Annotated in this window: 16 protein-coding genes; 9 read left to right on the top strand and 7 right to left on the bottom strand. The window is 63.1% G+C overall.

Annotated features, from left to right (window positions below; all coding sequences use genetic code 11):
* Positions 1-234 precede the first annotated feature (234 nt).
* The 3 genes from NCR93_RS00735 to NCR93_RS00725 all read left to right on the top strand — a co-directional run bounded on the left by NCR93_RS00735 (position 235) and on the right by NCR93_RS00725 (position 3,704).
* Complete coding sequence (locus tag NCR93_RS00735) at positions 235-1,884, top strand: Na+/H+ antiporter (protein WP_250433399.1); 1,650 nt, start codon at positions 235-237, stop codon at positions 1,882-1,884.
* Positions 1,885-2,365: 481 nt separating this feature from the next.
* Positions 2,366-2,965, top strand: a complete 600-nt coding sequence (locus tag NCR93_RS00730) for a contractile injection system protein, VgrG/Pvc8 family (RefSeq protein WP_241814073.1) — start codon at positions 2,366-2,368, stop codon at positions 2,963-2,965.
* Positions 2,853-3,704, top strand: a complete 852-nt coding sequence (locus NCR93_RS00725) for a KPHS_23130 family T6SS system protein (RefSeq protein WP_502799841.1) — start codon at positions 2,853-2,855, stop codon at positions 3,702-3,704. The genes NCR93_RS00730 and NCR93_RS00725 overlap by 113 nt, the downstream gene beginning before the upstream one ends.
* Before the next feature lie 185 nt (positions 3,705-3,889).
* Here the strand turns inward: NCR93_RS00725 and NCR93_RS00720 are convergent, their stop codons facing one another.
* The 5 genes from NCR93_RS00720 to NCR93_RS00700 form a co-directional block, all read right to left on the bottom strand.
* Positions 3,890-5,191 carry a solute carrier family 23 protein gene (locus NCR93_RS00720; protein WP_250532127.1) on the bottom strand — a complete coding sequence of 434 codons (1,302 nt, stop codon included), beginning with the start codon at positions 5,189-5,191 and terminating at the stop codon, positions 3,890-3,892.
* 145 nt (positions 5,192-5,336) lie between these two features.
* Positions 5,337-6,914, bottom strand: a complete 1,578-nt coding sequence (locus NCR93_RS00715) for a methyl-accepting chemotaxis protein (RefSeq protein ID WP_250532126.1) — start codon at positions 6,912-6,914, stop codon at positions 5,337-5,339.
* Between the two features lie 442 nt (positions 6,915-7,356).
* A complete protein-coding gene (locus NCR93_RS00710; RefSeq protein ID WP_250480201.1) occupies positions 7,357-7,899 on the bottom strand; it encodes a response regulator transcription factor in 543 nt (180 codons plus the stop codon).
* Positions 7,900-7,944: 45 nt separating this feature from the next.
* The gene (locus NCR93_RS00705; protein WP_008351999.1) at positions 7,945-9,243 is read right to left on the bottom strand and encodes an ATP-binding protein; all 1,299 of its coding nucleotides are present in this window, start codon (positions 9,241-9,243) and stop codon (positions 7,945-7,947) included.
* A 108-nt stretch (positions 9,244-9,351) separates the two neighbouring features.
* Positions 9,352-9,570 carry a cysteine-rich CWC family protein gene (locus tag NCR93_RS00700; RefSeq protein WP_235366273.1) on the bottom strand — a complete coding sequence of 73 codons (219 nt, stop codon included), beginning with the start codon at positions 9,568-9,570 and terminating at the stop codon, positions 9,352-9,354.
* Positions 9,571-9,717: 147 nt separating this feature from the next.
* Between NCR93_RS00700 and argB the strand changes: the two genes are divergently transcribed.
* Together argB and NCR93_RS00690 are read left to right on the top strand one after the other, a co-directional pair.
* Positions 9,718-10,617, top strand: coding sequence for an acetylglutamate kinase (argB, locus tag NCR93_RS00695; protein ID WP_008352001.1), 900 nt, complete (start codon positions 9,718-9,720; stop codon positions 10,615-10,617).
* Positions 10,618-10,678: 61 nt separating this feature from the next.
* Positions 10,679-11,431 (top strand): pyrimidine 5'-nucleotidase, encoded by a 753-nt coding sequence (locus tag NCR93_RS00690; RefSeq protein WP_008352002.1) that lies wholly within the window; start codon positions 10,679-10,681, stop codon positions 11,429-11,431.
* Here NCR93_RS00690 and NCR93_RS00685 read toward each other — a convergent pair.
* Both NCR93_RS00685 and NCR93_RS00680 read right to left on the bottom strand, forming a co-directional pair.
* On the bottom strand, positions 11,417-11,737 hold the full coding sequence (locus NCR93_RS00685; protein WP_008352003.1) for a type II toxin-antitoxin system RelE/ParE family toxin: 321 nt from the start codon (positions 11,735-11,737) through the stop codon (positions 11,417-11,419). The genes NCR93_RS00690 and NCR93_RS00685 overlap by 15 nt on opposite strands.
* Positions 11,734-12,015, bottom strand: coding sequence for a type II toxin-antitoxin system Phd/YefM family antitoxin (locus tag NCR93_RS00680; protein ID WP_034470337.1), 282 nt, complete (start codon positions 12,013-12,015; stop codon positions 11,734-11,736). The genes NCR93_RS00685 and NCR93_RS00680 overlap by 4 nt, the downstream gene beginning before the upstream one ends.
* 304 nt (positions 12,016-12,319) lie before the next feature.
* On the opposite strand from NCR93_RS00680, the gene metX reads away from it, so the two are divergent.
* From metX to NCR93_RS00660, 4 genes are read left to right on the top strand one after another with little or no spacing between them, the layout of a single operon-like run.
* Entirely contained in the window at positions 12,320-13,465 is a 1,146-nt protein-coding gene (gene metX / locus NCR93_RS00675) for a homoserine O-succinyltransferase MetX (RefSeq protein WP_008352005.1), read from the top strand.
* Entirely contained in the window at positions 13,462-14,070 is a 609-nt protein-coding gene (gene metW, locus NCR93_RS00670; RefSeq protein WP_008352006.1) for a methionine biosynthesis protein MetW, read from the top strand. The genes metX and metW overlap by 4 nt, the downstream gene beginning before the upstream one ends.
* Before the next feature lie 45 nt (positions 14,071-14,115).
* On the top strand, positions 14,116-15,402 hold the full coding sequence (locus NCR93_RS00665) for an AmpG family muropeptide MFS transporter (protein ID WP_008352007.1): 1,287 nt from the start codon (positions 14,116-14,118) through the stop codon (positions 15,400-15,402).
* The gene (locus NCR93_RS00660) at positions 15,399-16,313 is read left to right on the top strand and encodes a M48 family metallopeptidase (protein WP_175979713.1); all 915 of its coding nucleotides are present in this window, start codon (positions 15,399-15,401) and stop codon (positions 16,311-16,313) included. Before NCR93_RS00665 ends, NCR93_RS00660 begins: the two co-directional genes overlap by 4 nt.
* The last annotated feature ends 1 nt before the right edge of the window (position 16,314 follow it).

The following is a 16,314-nucleotide window of genomic DNA, read 5'->3' as shown; positions in this document are numbered from 1 at the left end:
GTGGCTTTCGGTAAAGCAAGCTCCATGCGCAGAGCGCGCTGCGCGCAGCCGGTGTTTTGCGTCCCGCGTGCACCGTCAGCAGGCGATTTCAGGTGCACGCGCACCGTCGCGGTGCGAAAGCCGGCGGCGCGTCCGCTGCCCGCATCGCGAGCAAACGCTAAACTTTGCGCTCATCGAAACAATGCTAGACGCCGCGCGCACAGCCGTTCGTGCGTCTGGTGCAGTAGCGCACACATGGAAATCGTTTTTACCGTCCTCATTCTTCTGCTGGCTGTCGCGCTTTCGGGATTCGGACTGAGCCTGCTTCCGATCAAGCTGCCGCTGCCGCTCATCCAGATCGCGATCGGCGCGTGCCTCGCGTGGCCGGGCTTCGCGCTGCACGTCACGTTCGATCCTGAACTTTTCATGCTGCTCTTCATTCCGCCGCTGCTGTTCGCGGACGGCTGGCGCATACCGAAGCGCGAGCTGTACATGCAGCGCCGCGCGATCCTGATGCTTGCGCTCGGGCTCGTGTTCATCACCGTCGGCGTGCTCGGCTATTTCCTGCACGCGATGATTCCGTCGATGCCGCTGCCCATCGCGTTCGCGCTCGCCGCCGTGCTTTCGCCGACCGATGCCGTCGCGCTGACGGGCATCGCCGGGCGCAACCGGATTCCCGCGAACCTGATGCACGTTCTCGAAGGCGAGGCGCTGATGAACGATGCGTCGGGCCTCGTCGCGCTCAAGTTCGCGATCGCGGCCGCGCTGACGGGCGTGTTCTCGCTGCGCGACGCGACGGTCAGCTTTTTCATCATCGCGGCGGGCGGGTTGGCGATCGGCGCGGCGATCAGTTGGGCCGTCACCGAGATTCCGTCGCGCCTGCTGAAATTCTCCGACGACGACGATCCCGCCGCGGGCGTCATCCTCACGATCCTGATTCCGTTCGCGTCGTACGTGATGGCCGAGCACGTTGGCTGCTCGGGCATTCTGGCGGCGGTGTCGGCGGGCATGATGATGAACATTCAGAGCTTGCGCGAAGGCATTCCGAGCGCGGTGCGCGTGCGCATGACGAGCACCTGGACGATGATCGAATTCGTCTTCAACGGCATGGTGTTCATCCTGCTCGGGCTGCAGTTTCCGCACATCATCGGGCAGGCGCTGATCGAGGCGCATCACGACGGCAACGCGCAGGTGGGGCTGTTGATCGGCTATGTGTTCGCGACGCTGATCGCGCTTTATGCGTTGCGTTTCGTGTGGGTGTATTCGCTGCGCTGGGTCGCCGCGCGCCGTACGGCGAAGCAGGGCCTCGACAGCGCCGCGCCCGGTTTTCGCACGCTGGCGCTGACGACGATCGGCGGCGTGCGCGGTGCCGTGACGCTGGCGGGCGTGCTGTCGCTGCCCGTGACGCTCGCCGGGCGCGATCTGGCGATTTTCATCGCGTCGGCGGTGATTCTGGCGTCGCTCCTGATCGCCGTCGTCGGCTTGCCGCTGATGCTGCGCGGCATCGAGCGCGAGAAGAATCCGCATGCGGTGGAGGAGCGCATGGCGCGTCGTCGCGCGGCGCAGGCCGCGATTCGCGCGATCGACGATACGCATGATGAGCTCATCGAACAGATGGACGAAGCCGCGTCCGCGCGTTGCGCCGATTCGACCGCGCGCGTGATGAGCATGTATCGCAGACGGCTGGAATCGCTCGGCGATGAAGAAGCGTCGCGCAAGGCCGCGAAGAAGAGCGAAATGGTGGAGACGCGGTTGAAGATGGCGGCGTTGCGGGCCGAGCGAGCGGAATTGCTGAAGCTGCGCTCGTTGCAGCATATCAACGATGAAACGCTCAATAAGCTGATGCGGGAGGTGGATCTTTCGGAGACTGCTATTGTGAATCGGAAGCGGGGGGCGGGGGCGTAGGGGTTTGGGGCTTCTTGTCGCGATCTTGATTTTTATTGGCCTCGTTTCTGTGCGGCGCAAAGCAGGAATTTTTTTATCTTCCTTACATGGGCCATGCGAATTCACGAATAGATACGACTAACGCTGAGTAAAAAGTTCGCAACGCGCGAGACGCTAAAGCGAGTTACGCTTTCCCTTTGCGACTGTCTCGCCTCGCCTGAGCGCGCAAGAACAATCTGATTCTCTCGTCCGGCGCGGGAGATTGATCTTCACAAGGGCGGTGCGTCAAGAATTGACACACATATCAAGCGGCTTGCGCCACCCTTCGTAGGACTAACGAGTCTGATCGGAAACGATGGCAACTTCGGACTAGGAAAGCGCGGCTTCTCGCGTACGTCATCGTCTGGATCAACGACGCTCCGAAGTTAAGCACTGCTTCTGACTCGCCAACGGCGGTTTTTTTTATGCCGGTTACGTGCGTTCAGCCACGAAGGAGGAATACTTGAATCGAAGCGACGAATACTTTGAAAGGCGTGACCATGCCTTTCAAGGACAGCATCAGCCTTATTTTCTGGAGATACGCAGCGCACAAAGCTCGGCCATTGCCGACGTTTTCAGTATCGAGGGCGAAGAAGCGATCGGACGCGAGAGCCGCTACACAATCCAGTTCACGCATACCTCGCATGAGCTGTCTCAGCGTGAATATCTTGGCAAGCGCGGCTCGTTGCTTATTCAGCCGCCGCGACGACTCAGACCCGAACCGCCACGTCACAAATACGGCGTCGTGACGGGCTTCTCCAAACTTTCGACCTCGAAGAACCAAAGCGTCTACGAAGTCGTATTGGAATCGCGGCTCGCGCTTCTGCGAAACACGCCGAAGGTTCGCTTCTTCTTCGACAAGAGCGAGCCCGAGATCATGCAACAACTCTTGCAGGAGCACGGCTTCAACAAGATTTGGGCGCGCGTGGACATGAAGCTGTATCGGACGTATCGAAAGCGGCGCATCGTCACGCAGTGGCAAGAGTCCGATCTGGCATTCCTCAAGCGGATGTGCGAACGCACCGGCATCTGGTTCGTCTGCGAGGAAGTCCGCCCGCTATGACTACGCCTCTGACCGGCGCAAGAGAACGCCGGACCTGTGCCTTCTGCTCGCGTGTCAGCTTCAGGAGGAAGGCGCGGCACCTTGCACGGAAGCGGCCGTCGCGCTGCTGTTCGCTTCATGGAATCTGCTTCGCGAGAAGAAGCTCAAGCCCAAGGCGCGGCTCTTTCGCTCGATGCCCACGACAACAGACGACATACCTGACGCCATCAAGACGCTTGTCACTGCCGAGCCGACACCGGTCAAGCGCCTGAAGCACATGTGGATGAGCGGTCTGTCCAAACCCGACGGCCACGTGATGCGCGCAGCGGTGAAGGACAGCGAGCCGGAATTGACCTTGCTCGACCTCGATCATGCAATCGGCCTTCCGGGACCGGCCAGCCCGCTGCTGATGCAAGCACTCGCGGCTGAATTGATGCAGTACGGGCAAGGTCCGCAGGTCGTAGTCGCGCCTGCCGCCGAGGGTGTCCGGCTGAATTTGATCGGCAAGGACTATGCACCGATCGCGCGCGCCGTCGAGCCGAACCTGAGCCTGATTCAAATGTCGACTTCATACGGCTTCGTTTGCCTGACCGTGTTGCTGCTGATCCTGGGCGAATCGGGCGAGTTCGGCCCTGGCTGGTTTTGGGGTATCGCGGCCGCCGGGGTAGTCTTTCTGTTGATAGTTCAGCCCGCTGCGCAGATCTTCAAGCGGCGCACAGTGACTCAGGAGTTCTACGAGCGAGCGCGTTCGGGGGGATGAAATCGATCAGGAGAAGCGGATGGATCGGCTGAGGTGGCGACGCGCGCTGTGGCGCGTCGATCGCTGAGCCAGCGCGTCTGCGACGGACGCGCTTGCGCGGTTTGAGGGACGTCATCCACCGATGCCGCCCCGTACGAGCGCAATGTTCTCAAACCCAAGAAATTGAAACCGAGCGGCAAAGACCCTCAAACCACCCCCGCCCCCCGCCGCCGCAACAGCGCATAAAAGATGATAGCGCCGAACGTAGCCGTCCCGATGCCACCGAGCGCGAAACCCCCGAGCTTCAGCGTGAAATCCCCGGTCCCGAGCACGAGCGTCACCGCCGCAACGATCAGATTCCGGTTATCCGAAAAATTCACCTTGTTGACGACCCAAATGCGCGCGCCCGTCACCGCGATAAGCCCGAACACGACGATCGACACACCGCCGAGCACCGGCCCCGGAATCGTCTGAATCAGCGCGCCGAACTTCGGCGAAAACCCGAGCACGATCGCGAACAGCGCCGCGATCACGAACACGAGCGTCGAATAGATCTTCGTGACGGCCATCACGCCGATGTTCTCGGCATACGTCGTCACACCGGTGCCCCCGGCAAAGCCCGATGCAATCGTCGCCAGCCCGTCGCCGATGAACGCGCGTCCGATGTACTTGTCGAGACTCTTGCCGGTCATCGCGCCGACAGCCTTGATGTGCCCGAGATTCTCCGCGACGAGAATGATCGCGACCGGCGCGATCAGCGTCATCGCCGGGGCTTCGAAGACAGGCGCGGTGAAGTGCGGCATGCCGAACCACGCAGCGTTCGCGACGATCGAAAAGTCGATCGGCTTGCCCATGCCCATCCCGTTCGTGAGCGCCGCATAAATGATGTACGCGATCGCGAGACCGATCAGGATCAGCAGCCGCTGCGCCATCCCGCGCGCGAACACCGCGACGCCGCCCACGCACAGCACGGTGACGAGCGCCATCCACGATTCGAAGCTGCTGCCCATCACGCCTTTCACCGCGATCGGCGCGAGATTCAGCCCGATCACGCAGACGATCGCGCCCGTCACGACCGGCGGCATCAGCGCTTCGATCCACTTCGTGCCGACCGCCGCAACGATCAATCCGATGATCGTGTAAGCCACGCCGCACGCAATGATCCCGCCGAGCGCCACCGGTATGTTCGGGTTCGGGCCATGACCGCTGTATCCCGTCACCGCGATCACGAGGCCGATGAACGCGAAGCTCGAACCGAGATAACTCGGCACGCGCCCGCCGACCAGCACGAAAAACAGCAACGTGCCGATGCCCGACATGAAGATGCACAGATTGGGATCGAAGCCCATCAAGAGCGGCGCGAGCACGGTCGAGCCGAACATCGCGACGACGTGCTGAACGCCCATCGCGATCATCTGCGGCCAGGCGAGGCGCTGGTCGGGCCCGACGACGCGACCCTCCTGGGCGTCCGGCTGGACCGGCCAGCGCGGGAAATAGGAATCGGACATCGGCGGGGCTCCTTGGCGGCGGTGAGGCGCCGCTCCGTGCGGCGCGCTCGATCTGAAAAGATCAGGCGCGAGTGTACGGAGCGGGCTCTCGGGTGGCAAGCGAGCCGATATTACGACCGTTTGGCCGTCGCATGCCCGCGACGCGTCACACTTTTCCCGCGCCGGAGACGTCGCGCTCCAGCTCGAAAACCGCGACCGCGCTCTTCAATTGCTCGGCCTGATCGGCCATCGCGCCCGCCGCGGCGGCGGCCTGTTCGACGAGCGCCGCGTTCTGCTGCGTCACCTCGTCCATCTGCGCGACCGCGCGATTCACCTGCTCGATGCCCGCGCTCTGCTCATGCGATGCCGACGAAATCTGCGCCATGATGTCCGTCACGCGCTGCACGGCCTGTGTGACTTCGGCCATCGTCGCGCCGGCACGCTCGGCGAGCGCCGCGCCGCTGTCCACGCGCGCCGTCGACGCTTCGATCAGCTCCTTGATTTCCTTCGCCGACGTCGCGCTCCGCTGCGCGAGCGAGCGCACTTCGCCCGCGACCACCGCGAAGCCGCGCCCTTCCTCGCCGGCGCGCGCCGCTTCCACGGCCGCGTTCAGCGCGAGTATGTTGGTCTGGAACGCGATGCCCTCGATCACCGCGATGATGTCCGTCATGCGCTTCGAGCCCGACGCCAGTTCGCGCATGTTGTCGACGACCTCGCCCACGAGCTCGCTGCCGCGCGCCGATACATCCGACGCGCCGCGCGCGAGTCCGCTCGCCTCGTCCGCATTGCTCGCATTCTGTTTCACGGTCTGCGTGAGCTGCTCCATGCTCGACGCGGTTTCTTCCAGCGACGCCGCCTGCTCTTCCGTGCGCTGCGACAGATCGGTGTTGCCCTGCGCGATTTCGCGCGATGCGTACAGGATCGAATCGCTCGAATGCCGAATCCCGCCGACGATGTCCGCGAGCTTCGCGCTCATGTTGCCGAGGCTCGCGAGCATGCTGCTGTCGTCGCCGGGACGCGTGGCGACGCGCGTCGCCAGATCGCCGCGCGCGATGCGGTCGGCGATATCCGCCGCGTACGCCGGCTCGCCGCCGAGTTGCGCCGACAGACGCCGCCCGATCAGCACCGCGAGCAACGCGCCCGCGACCATCGCGCCGAACACGAGCGCGAGCATCACGACGCGCATCGTTTCATATTCCGATGCCGCGCTGCTGCGCGCCTCGGTCGCGCGCTTGCGCTTGAAGTCGGCGAGACGCTCAAGCGATTCGCGCGCCTTCTCGCTCGCGGCGATCGCGCGCGCGATGAGGCCCATCTGATCGACGTCGACGGGCATCGCTTTCTTACCCATCTGCATCAGCACGATGCCTTCCCACGCGGCGACGGACTTGCTGGCCGCATCGTAGAGCGCGAGGCTTTCTGCCGAGCGCATCGTCGGGCGCATGCGCTCGAACGCGCGGTGCATGCTGTCGAGCGATCCGGCCATGCCTTCCTTCAGCTTTTCCTTGCCGGCATCGTCGGCGAAAGTGAGGTTGGCGGCGGCGAGGTCCGTGTTGAGCTTGTGCTTGTTGATTTCCTCGACCCAATAGAGGCCGTCCATGTGACGGTCGCCGATTTCCTCGATCAGGAAGTTCATCTTCGCGAGCGAAACCACGCCTGTGGCGCCCACGCACGCAGTGAACAGAATCACGACCGCGAAAGACAGCAAAAGCTTGCTGAGCACGGACAGGCGGTCAAACCATTTCATCGAAGTCTCCTCTTTCACGCCCCGCGGACGACGCCCGCGGACGGCGCGGCGCAAACTTCGGTTCGCGCACAGAGTGGCTTTACGGCGCTCGCTGCAAAATTCTTGAGCGCGTATGAAGGAGATAACGCCGGCGAAATGGACGCTGAAACGAGGACGAAAGAACCGCGAAAGCTCGTCCGAAAGAAATCCGCAAATTGCTGCTAAGTAGCAGACAACCTAAGCAAATTCCTAATTGGGAATTTTCTGATTTGGGCGCCCAACGCTGCAACGTATGCTTTGTCCATGCGTGTTCCATGTACGCGCATGTCGTTGCAACTCTCCGATTTCCGCCCTTGGCACCCGGCTTGGGCGGTTCTTTTTTTGGGCGCCCGTTTTCGTCGATGCGATTTTCGAACGCATCGATATCGAAACGACGCCCGAGCTTCCTCGGGCGTCATCCGCCTTACTGCCGCACCGGTTTCTTCGCCAATTTGCGCTGCAGCGTGCGCCGATGCATGTTGAGCGCGCGCGCCGTCGCGGAAATATTGCCGTTGTTCTCCGCCAGCGCGCGCTGGATGTGCTCCCATTCGAGCCGCGCGACCGAAAGCAGCGTCGGGTTCTCGATCGCCTCTTCGGCCGTCTGCTCGCTCGCCTGCTCGTGCAGCGCGGAAAGAATCGATTCGACGTTCGCCGGCTTCGCGAGATAGTTGTCCGCGCCGTCCTTCACCGCCTGCACGGCCGTCGCGATGCTCGCGTAGCCGGTCAGCACGAGAATGCGCGCGTCCGGTTGCAGGTCGCGCAGCGGCGCGACGAGGCGCAGGCCGGAATCGTTGCCCAAGTGAAGATCGACGGTGACCATGCCGAATTTGTGCTGGTTGGCGAGTTTCAGCGCTTCGTCCGCATTGTGTGCCTGATGCGGCGTGAAACCGCGCCGTGTCAGGCCGCGGGCGAGAATGCCGGCAAAGACTTCATCGTCGTCGATGATCAGGAAGTTGGTATCGCTCATGTGTTTCTTCTCCAAAATGCCGCTCGCGTGCGCCTGAGTTCGAGTTCAGGCCGCGCCGCTTCGTTCAGTTCTTGCCGTCTGCGCGGGCGCCGCCACCGCGCCGCGATTCGGCAGGCGCAACACGGCGCACGTGCCGCGCGGCTTGCCGTCGATCAGTTCGATCGAACCTGCGAGCCGCGCCGCCGCTGCGAACGCCAGATATAACCCGACGCCGTGTCCGCCCTGCGTGCTGTCCACCGGTCCGGCGCCCAGCGTGCCGCGCAGCGCGGCAGGAATGCCCGGACCGCGGTCGCACACGTCGAAGCGCACGTAATCCAGTTCGTCGACGGTTTCCGCCGACGCCTGCAGCGTCACCGATTCGCTGCTCGCGCGCGCGGCGTTGTCGAGCAGGATCGTCAAAATCTGTCCGACGGCGACGGCATCGTCGATCGATGCATCCGCGGGCGTCCGGTCGATTTGCGCGAATTTCACCTGCGGATGCCGCAGACGCCATTGCTCGATGAAACTCGACAGCCACTCGTCGAGCGCCTGGCGGCTCGACGGCCCGGTCGCGCGGCTGCGCAGGCGCGCGAGCGCGGACGTGCACAAAGCCATCTGCTGTTCGAGCAATTCGAAATCGGCCGCGTAGGGCGCGAGGTTCTTGTCGTGCGCGGCGGAATCGCGCAATTCCTCCGACAGCATCGCGATGGTCGAAAGCGGCGTGCCCATTTCGTGCGCGACGGTCGCCGCCTGCACGCCGAGCGCGACGGCCCGCTCATCGCGAAGATGACGCTGCTGCGCGTCGGCAAGCGCGGCGTCGCGCACGCGCAGCGCCCGCGACATGCGCGCGACGAACCAGCCGATCAGCACAACGCTCACCATGAAGTTGACCCACAGGCCCGTGCGGAAATAATCGAACAGATTGGCCGGATTCTCGATGTTGAGCGGCACATAGTTGTAACTAAGCAGCGCGTAACAGGTGACGGCGAAGAGCGCGAGGCAGGTCATCATCGTCCACGGCAGGACGGCGGCGGCGATCGCGAGCGACGGCAGATAAAGCGTGACGAACGGATTGGTCGCGCCGCCGGACAGGAACAGCAGCGCCGACAGCGCGCCGAGGTCGACGAGCATCTGCCCGAACAGTTCGAGATTGGTTTCCGGACGCGCCCGCGCGACGCGCATCCAAGTGAGGCCGTTGAAGACCATTTCGAGCGCGATGACGAGCAGCATCGCGGGCAGCGGAAGCTTCGCGCCGAAGAATATCTGGACGACGGCGATGGTCGTCAGCTGGCCGATGATCGCGAGCGAGCGAAGCCAGAAAAGATGGCCGAGATTGACCCGTCCGGTGTTGGTTATGCGATGCATCTGATTGAGTGCGTGTTAGCGCGTGCGCGCTCCGTGCGACATTATCCCGTTTGCATCCCGCCTGCTGCGACATCTGGCGCGATTTGTCGCACCTCGGCACGCGCTCTGCTAACTGGAAGTCGTGCCGCGCCCGGCTTCCGTTGTGAGACACGCGGGACACAGACAACGAATGCCGGGCCGCAATCGATCCAGCGGCAACGCGGGCAGCGACGCGCACCAGCAGGACGCATCGCCCGCGAGCGCGCCGCAGCGAAACGTCGCGCCGCAGCGTTCGCAAACCTGCGCGCCCGGCGCTTCGCGTTCGTTCGTTTCCGTGGATGGGTTCATCATCTTGTCATCAATCTGCCGAAACGATGATCGCACGCCGGAACGCCCGCCGGAAAACGTGGCGCGACCGCGGCAATTCGTCCTGCCGCGGAGCGTCGGTCCTGTACAATTCGGCGTGTTTAAACGCTCCTCGCCTCACTTGCCGCCATGTCCGAGCTACCCGACCTCACGCAAATCGCGCCGACCCTGAAGGCTGAAATCCTGGCCGAGGCGCTGCCCTACATCCGTCAGTATCACGGCAAGACGGTCGTGATCAAATACGGCGGCAATGCCATGACCGAAGAGCGCCTGAAGCAGGGCTTCGCGCGCGACGTCATTCTGCTGAAGCTCGTCGGCATCAATCCGGTGATCGTGCATGGCGGCGGCCCTCAGATCGATCAGGCGCTGAAGAAGATCGGCAAGCAGGGCACCTTCATTCAAGGCATGCGCGTCACCGACGAAGAGACGATGGAAGTCGTCGAGTGGGTCCTCGGCGGCGAAGTGCAGCAGGATATCGTCACGCTGATCAATCACTTCGGCGGCCACGCGGTCGGTCTGACCGGCAAGGACGGCGGCCTGATCCACGCGCGCAAGCTGATGATGCCGGACCGCGACAATCCGGGCCAGTTCATCGACATCGGTCAGGTCGGCGAGGTCGAGGCGATCAATCCGGCGGTCGTCAAGGCGCTGCAGGACGACGCGTTCATCCCGGTCATTTCACCGATCGGCTTCGGCGAAGACGGCCTCTCGTACAACATCAACGCGGACCTCGTCGCGGGCAAGCTCGCCGTCGTCCTGAACGCGGAGAAGCTCGTCATGATGACGAACATCCCCGGCGTGATGGACAAGGAAGGCAATCTGCTCACCGATCTTTCCGCGCGCGAGATCGACGCCCTGTTCGCCGACGGCACCATCTCCGGCGGCATGCTGCCGAAGATTTCGTCCGCGCTGGATGCCGCGAAGAGCGGCGTGCGCTCGGTGCACATCATCGATGGCCGCATCGAACATTCGGTGCTGCTCGAAATCCTGACCGAGCAGCCGTTCGGCACGATGATCCGCTCGCATTGAGCTCGTTCCCTTGCTAAAGACGCCCGCCTTCGCGCGGGCGTTCTTACGATAACGGCGCACGATGACCGCGCAACGCATTTCCCGCCGACGCCGCGTCAAGACGCGCGGCCCCGTCTGGCTCTTCGATCTCGACAACACGCTGCATCACGCGTCGCACGCGGTGTTTCCGGCGATCAATCGCGGCATGACGCAGTACATCATGGATCGCCTGAACGTCGACGTCGACGAGGCGAACCGGCTGCGCGTCGGCTATACCGTGCGTTACGGCGCGACGCTGCTCGGGCTCGTGCGGCATCACGGCGTCGATGCCGCCGACTTCCTGCACGAGGTGCACACGTTTCCCGATCTTGCGTCGATGCTGCGCGCCGAACGCGGCCTCACGCGCATGCTGCGCGCGCTGCCCGGACGCAAGATCGTGCTCACCAACGCGCCGACGCTCTACGCGCGCACGGTGCTCGCGGAACTGGGCATCGCGAAGCTGTTCGAGCGCGTGATTGCCATCGAAGACATGCGCAGCGGCCACCATTGGCGCGCCAAGCCCGATGCGCCGATGCTCCGCCACGCGATGCGCCGCGCGCACGTGCGTCTCGAGGACGCGATTCTCGTCGAGGACACGCGCGGGCATCTGAAGTCGTATCGGCGGCTCGGGATTCGCACCGTGTGGATCGTCGGACATCTGCCGGTCGCGAAAACGTCGAACGGCGGGCTGTCGATTCGCAAGCCCGGTTCCGGGCGGCCGCACTATGTGGATCGCACGGTGCGCTCGCTGCGCGCGCTGACGCAATCGCGCCGATTGCCGCTACATCCGAAATAAGCGGCGCGCGAGTATGTCTTCGAGGTCCGAGCGTGCATCGACGACGAGATGCACGTAAATCGTGTCGCCATCGACCTTGTAGATGATGCGGTTGGTGCCGCTCGGCACTTCGTAATAGCCCGACATGCGAAAGTCGACGAGCTCGGGCGGCGTCGAGCCGTTGCGCGGCGCGGCTTCGATCTCGGCAATGGTTTCCGCGAACTTGTTGCGCGTAGCGGCCCACGCCGTGCCGCCGAACTTGTTGATGACATAGCGCCGGAAATCCTGCAGATCCCGACGCACCGGATCCAGGAAAACGGTCTTCATTTGAAGCCTTCCTCGCGGTCCATGCGCTCGATCTCGGCGAAGACATCGCCGGCGCTCACGCAGTGGCCGGCTTCGATGGTCTTCTGTCCCATCGCGAGAATCTTCAGCAAGGCAAGCGTCTGATGCAGGTCTTCATAGGACTGCACATCCTGCACGACGACCCTGCCTTCACCGTTCTGCGTGATGAGCATCGGCTCGCGGCTCTCGACGATATTGCGGATCATCTCGGCCGCGCGGCTCTTCAGGTGACTGAGCGGTCTGACCCGGCTCGGTTTCATGTCCTTTCCTCGGGACGACGAGGCGATTAGACAATATAGACGCTAAAGCGGGCCGCATCCAAGGCGCGGCAGATGGCGGCATTATTGACGGCGTTATGACGTTTTCCGCTATACTTCCCCGCTAACGAGATTTTCTCGAACATGAACAGTGCGCCGATTTGCTGACTCGATTGCGGGCGCGCGAACCTCAGTGATCTTTCGCGGGGTTCACTATAAATGCGGCTAAAGAGGTCGTCAGCCGCGCTCGATTTCTCAGGCAGCGCATCGCCGACACCGTTTAGCCGCCAGGTCAAAGGCGGAATGAATGGAATCGATCGGCATCGTCACTCCCCAAACAATGCGCTTCACCGAGCCGCTGCGGATGCAGAACGGCTCGTCGCTCGGCGACTACGAACTCGTCGTCGAAACCTATGGCGAACTGAACGCCGCGCGCTCGAACGCCGTGCTCGTGTGCCATGCGCTGAACGCGTCGCATCACGTCGCCGGCATTCACGCCGATAACCCGAAGAACGTCGGCTGGTGGGACAACATGGTCGGCCCCGGCAAGCCGCTCGACACGAACCGCTTCTTCGTCATCGGCGTGAACAATCTCGGCTCGTGTTTCGGCTCGACCGGACCGATGAGCATCGACGGCGCAACCGGAAAACCGTATGGCGCGAGCTTTCCGGTCGTCACCGTCGAGGACTGGGTGAACGCGCAGGCGCGTCTCGCGGACCGCTTCGGTATCGAGCGCTTCGCGGCCGTGATGGGCGGCAGCTTGGGCGGCATGCAGGCGCTCGCGTGGAGCATGATGTATCCGGAGCGGCTCGCGCATTGCATCGTGGTGGCGTCGACGCCGAAGCTGTCCGCACAGAACATCGCGTTCAACGAGACGGCGCGCTCCGCGATCCTCTCGGACCCCGACTTCCACGGCGGCGATTACTACGCGCACGGCGTGAAGCCGCGCCGCGGCTTGCGCGTCGCGCGGATGATCGGCCACATCACGTATCTGTCGGACGACGACATGGCCGTGAAATTCGGCCGCGCGCTGCGCCGTGCCGAAGGCGCGCTCGACGCGTACAACTTCAATTTCGATGTCGAATTCGAAGTGGAGTCGTATCTGCGCTATCAGGCCGACAAGTTCGCCGAATACTTCGATGCGAACACGTATCTGCTCATCACGCGCGCGCTCGATTATTTCGATCCCGCGAAAGCCTTCGACGGCGATCTAACGAAAGCGCTTGCCAATACATCGGCGAAATATCTCATCACCAGCTTTACGACCGACTGGCGTTTCGCGCCGGCGCGCTCGCGCGAGATCGTGAAGGCGCTGCTCGACAACAAGCGCACGGTGAGCTACGCGGAAATCGACGCGCCGCACGGCCACGACGCCTTCCTGCTCGACGACGCGCGCTATCACAATCTGATGCGCGCCTACTACGAACGCATTGCCACGGAGATCGGCGCATGAACCAGCACACTCTCGATTCCCTCGCGCTGCGCTCGGACTTTCGCGCGATCGCCCGCTGGGTCGAACCGCGCTCGACGGTGCTCGATCTCGGCTGCGGCGACGGTTCGCTGCTGTCGCTGCTCGGTGAAGAACTGGAAGTGAAGGGCTACGGCATCGAAATCAACGATGCCGGCGTGCTCGCGTGCGCGCAAAAAGGCGTGAACGTGATCCAGCAGAATCTCGAAGACGGCTTGCGTCTCTTCGAAGACGACAGCTTCGACTTCGCGATCCTCTCGCAGACGCTGCAGACGATCCATCAGACCGCCGCGATCCTGCGCGAAACGGTGCGCGTCGGACGCGAATGCATTGTGTCGTTTCCGAATTTCGGTTACTGGCAGCATCGGCTTTCGGTGATTCAGGGACGCATGCCGGTGTCGAAATCGCTGCCTTATCAATGGCACAATACGCCGAACGTGCGCGTGCTCACGATCAAGGACTTCGAGGCGCTCGCGCCGGAAGTGGGCATCGAGATTCTGGATCGCGTGGTGCTGCACGGCGGGCAGTCGGTCCGTTGGGGCGCGAACTGGCGTGGTAGTCTTGCGGTCTATCGCGTGAAGCGCCGGTAACATCGACCGGCGGGTTCCCGCATCGACAACTGCCCGTTATCTGACATGCCCGATACGCCACACGAGGCGCCCGCTCTAACTGCTCACGAAGATCATCCCGGATGGCGCGCGTTCCTCAACAAGCGCATCCTCATTTGCGTCTTTCTCGGCTTTACGTCCGGATTGCCGCTCTTCACGCTTTATAGCCTGTTGCAGGCGTGGCTCACGACCGCGCACATCAACGTCAAGGAGATCGGTCTCTTCGCGCTGATCGGACTTCCGTACACGTGGAAATTCGTCTGGTCGCCGCTGATGGACCGTTTCATTCCGCGCTTTCCCGGCTGGAGTCCGGGCAGGCGGCGCGGCTGGATGTTCGTCACGCAAGTGCTCGTGATGATCGCGATCGGCTCGTTCGGCTTCTTCTCGCCCGAGCAGAATCTCTGGGCCGTCGCCGCGATCGCCGCGCTCGTCGCGTTCTTCAGCGCGAGTCAGGATATCGTCATCGATGCCTATCGCCGCGAGCTCCTCGCCGACACCGAACAAGGGCTCGGCAACGCGGTGCACGTCAACGCATATAAGGTCGCGGGACTCGTGCCCGGTTCGCTGTCGCTGATTCTCGCGACCGTCCTGCCGTGGAAAAGCGTCTTTCTGATCACCGCCGCGTTCATGCTGCCGGGACTCATCATGACGCTCGTCGTGAAGGAGCCGCAGATTCATGGCGCGCCGCCGAAAAATCTGCGCGAGGCGATCGTCGAGCCCTTTCACGAGTTCGTCACGCGTGACGGCTGGCGCGCGGCGCTGCTCGTGCTCAGTTTCATCTTCCTGTACAAGCTCGGCGATACGATGGCCACCGCGCTCGCGACGAAGTTCTTCATCGACGTCGGATTCTCGCTCGCGCAGATCGGCGTGATCGCGAAAGCGGTCGCGTTCTGGGCGAGCATCGCGGGCGGCTTGCTCGGCGGCATCGCGCTCGTGAAGATCGGCATTGCGCGCGGATTGTGGATCTTCGGCATTCTGCAGATCGTCGCGACGCTCGGCTTCGCATGGCTCGCGAAGATCGGGCCGTCGCCGTTCGCGCTCGGCGTGCTGTACGGCTTCGAAACCTTCGCGACGGGTCTCACGCTCGCGACCTTCACGGCGTATATCGCGAGCACGACCGACCCGCGCTACACCGCGACGCAATTCGCGCTCTTCACGAGCCTCGCGGCCGTGCCGCGCACCTTCGCGGCGGCGGGCAGCGGCTACATCGTGAATGAAACCGGCTGGTTTCCGTACTTCATGATCTGCGTCGCGCTGTCCATTCCGGGCATGTTACTGTTGCCCAAGATCGCGCCCTGGAGAATTCGACGATGACGGTTTCTTTCAAGCTTCGCGCCTTGGTTTGCGCATGGACATGGGCGTCGCTCGCGCCTTCGTCCGCGCATGCCCAGGACGAACAAAAGACGCCGCCGCCGTACTCCGCACCGAACAACCAGATCCGTTTCGGCAATACGGCGCTGTTTCGCAACTTGATTGCGCCCGCGACGCTCGAAGCGCAGGCCGCCGACGAATACGCGCAGGTCATCCACGATGCCGAGCGCAACAAGACGCTGCTCCCCGATACCAACCCGCTCGTCAAACGCGTGCGCGAAATCGCGAATCACGAGATTCCGTTCGCGCTCAAGTGGAACGATCGCGCGAAGAGCTGGAAGTGGGAGATCAACGTCATCAAGTCGGCCGACGAGCGCATGGTCTGCCTGCCGGGCGGGAAGATCGTCGTGTACAGCGGGCTGATCGACAAGCTGCATCTGAACGACAACGAGATCGGCATGATGATCGGCCATGAAATCGCGCACGCGTTGCGCGAGCATGCGCGCGAGCGGCTCGGGCGGCAGCAGGCGGCGCAGCTCTCGTCGAACGGCATGCCGCAGCTTTTCGGCTTTTCGAATTACGCGTCGCAGCAGCCCGATATCGGCGATGAACTGCTGACGATGCGCTATTCCCCCGCCGACGAAACCGAAGCCGACGTGATCGGCAGCGAGATCGCGTCGCGCGCGGGCTACGATCCGCGCGCGGCCGTCACGTTGTGGAACAAGATCGATTCGGGCACGCGCCGCGCGGACGATGGCTTCATCTGGCTGCATCCGTACGGGCCGGATCGCCGGCAGGATCTGCTCAAACGCATGCCGGACATGATGCCGCTCTATGCGAAGGCGGTCGGCAAGACCATCGATCAGTTGCCGAATTACGCCGGGATGGGGCGGTTCAAGAAGAGCGGGCGCTAGC

This window comes from Caballeronia sp. ATUFL_F1_KS39, assembly GCF_023630985.1.
In the GTDB taxonomy this organism is placed as follows: domain Bacteria; phylum Pseudomonadota; class Gammaproteobacteria; order Burkholderiales; family Burkholderiaceae; genus Caballeronia; species Caballeronia zhejiangensis.
Note: the sequence above shows the minus strand (reverse complement) of the source record. Positions and strands in the feature narration are given on the sequence as shown.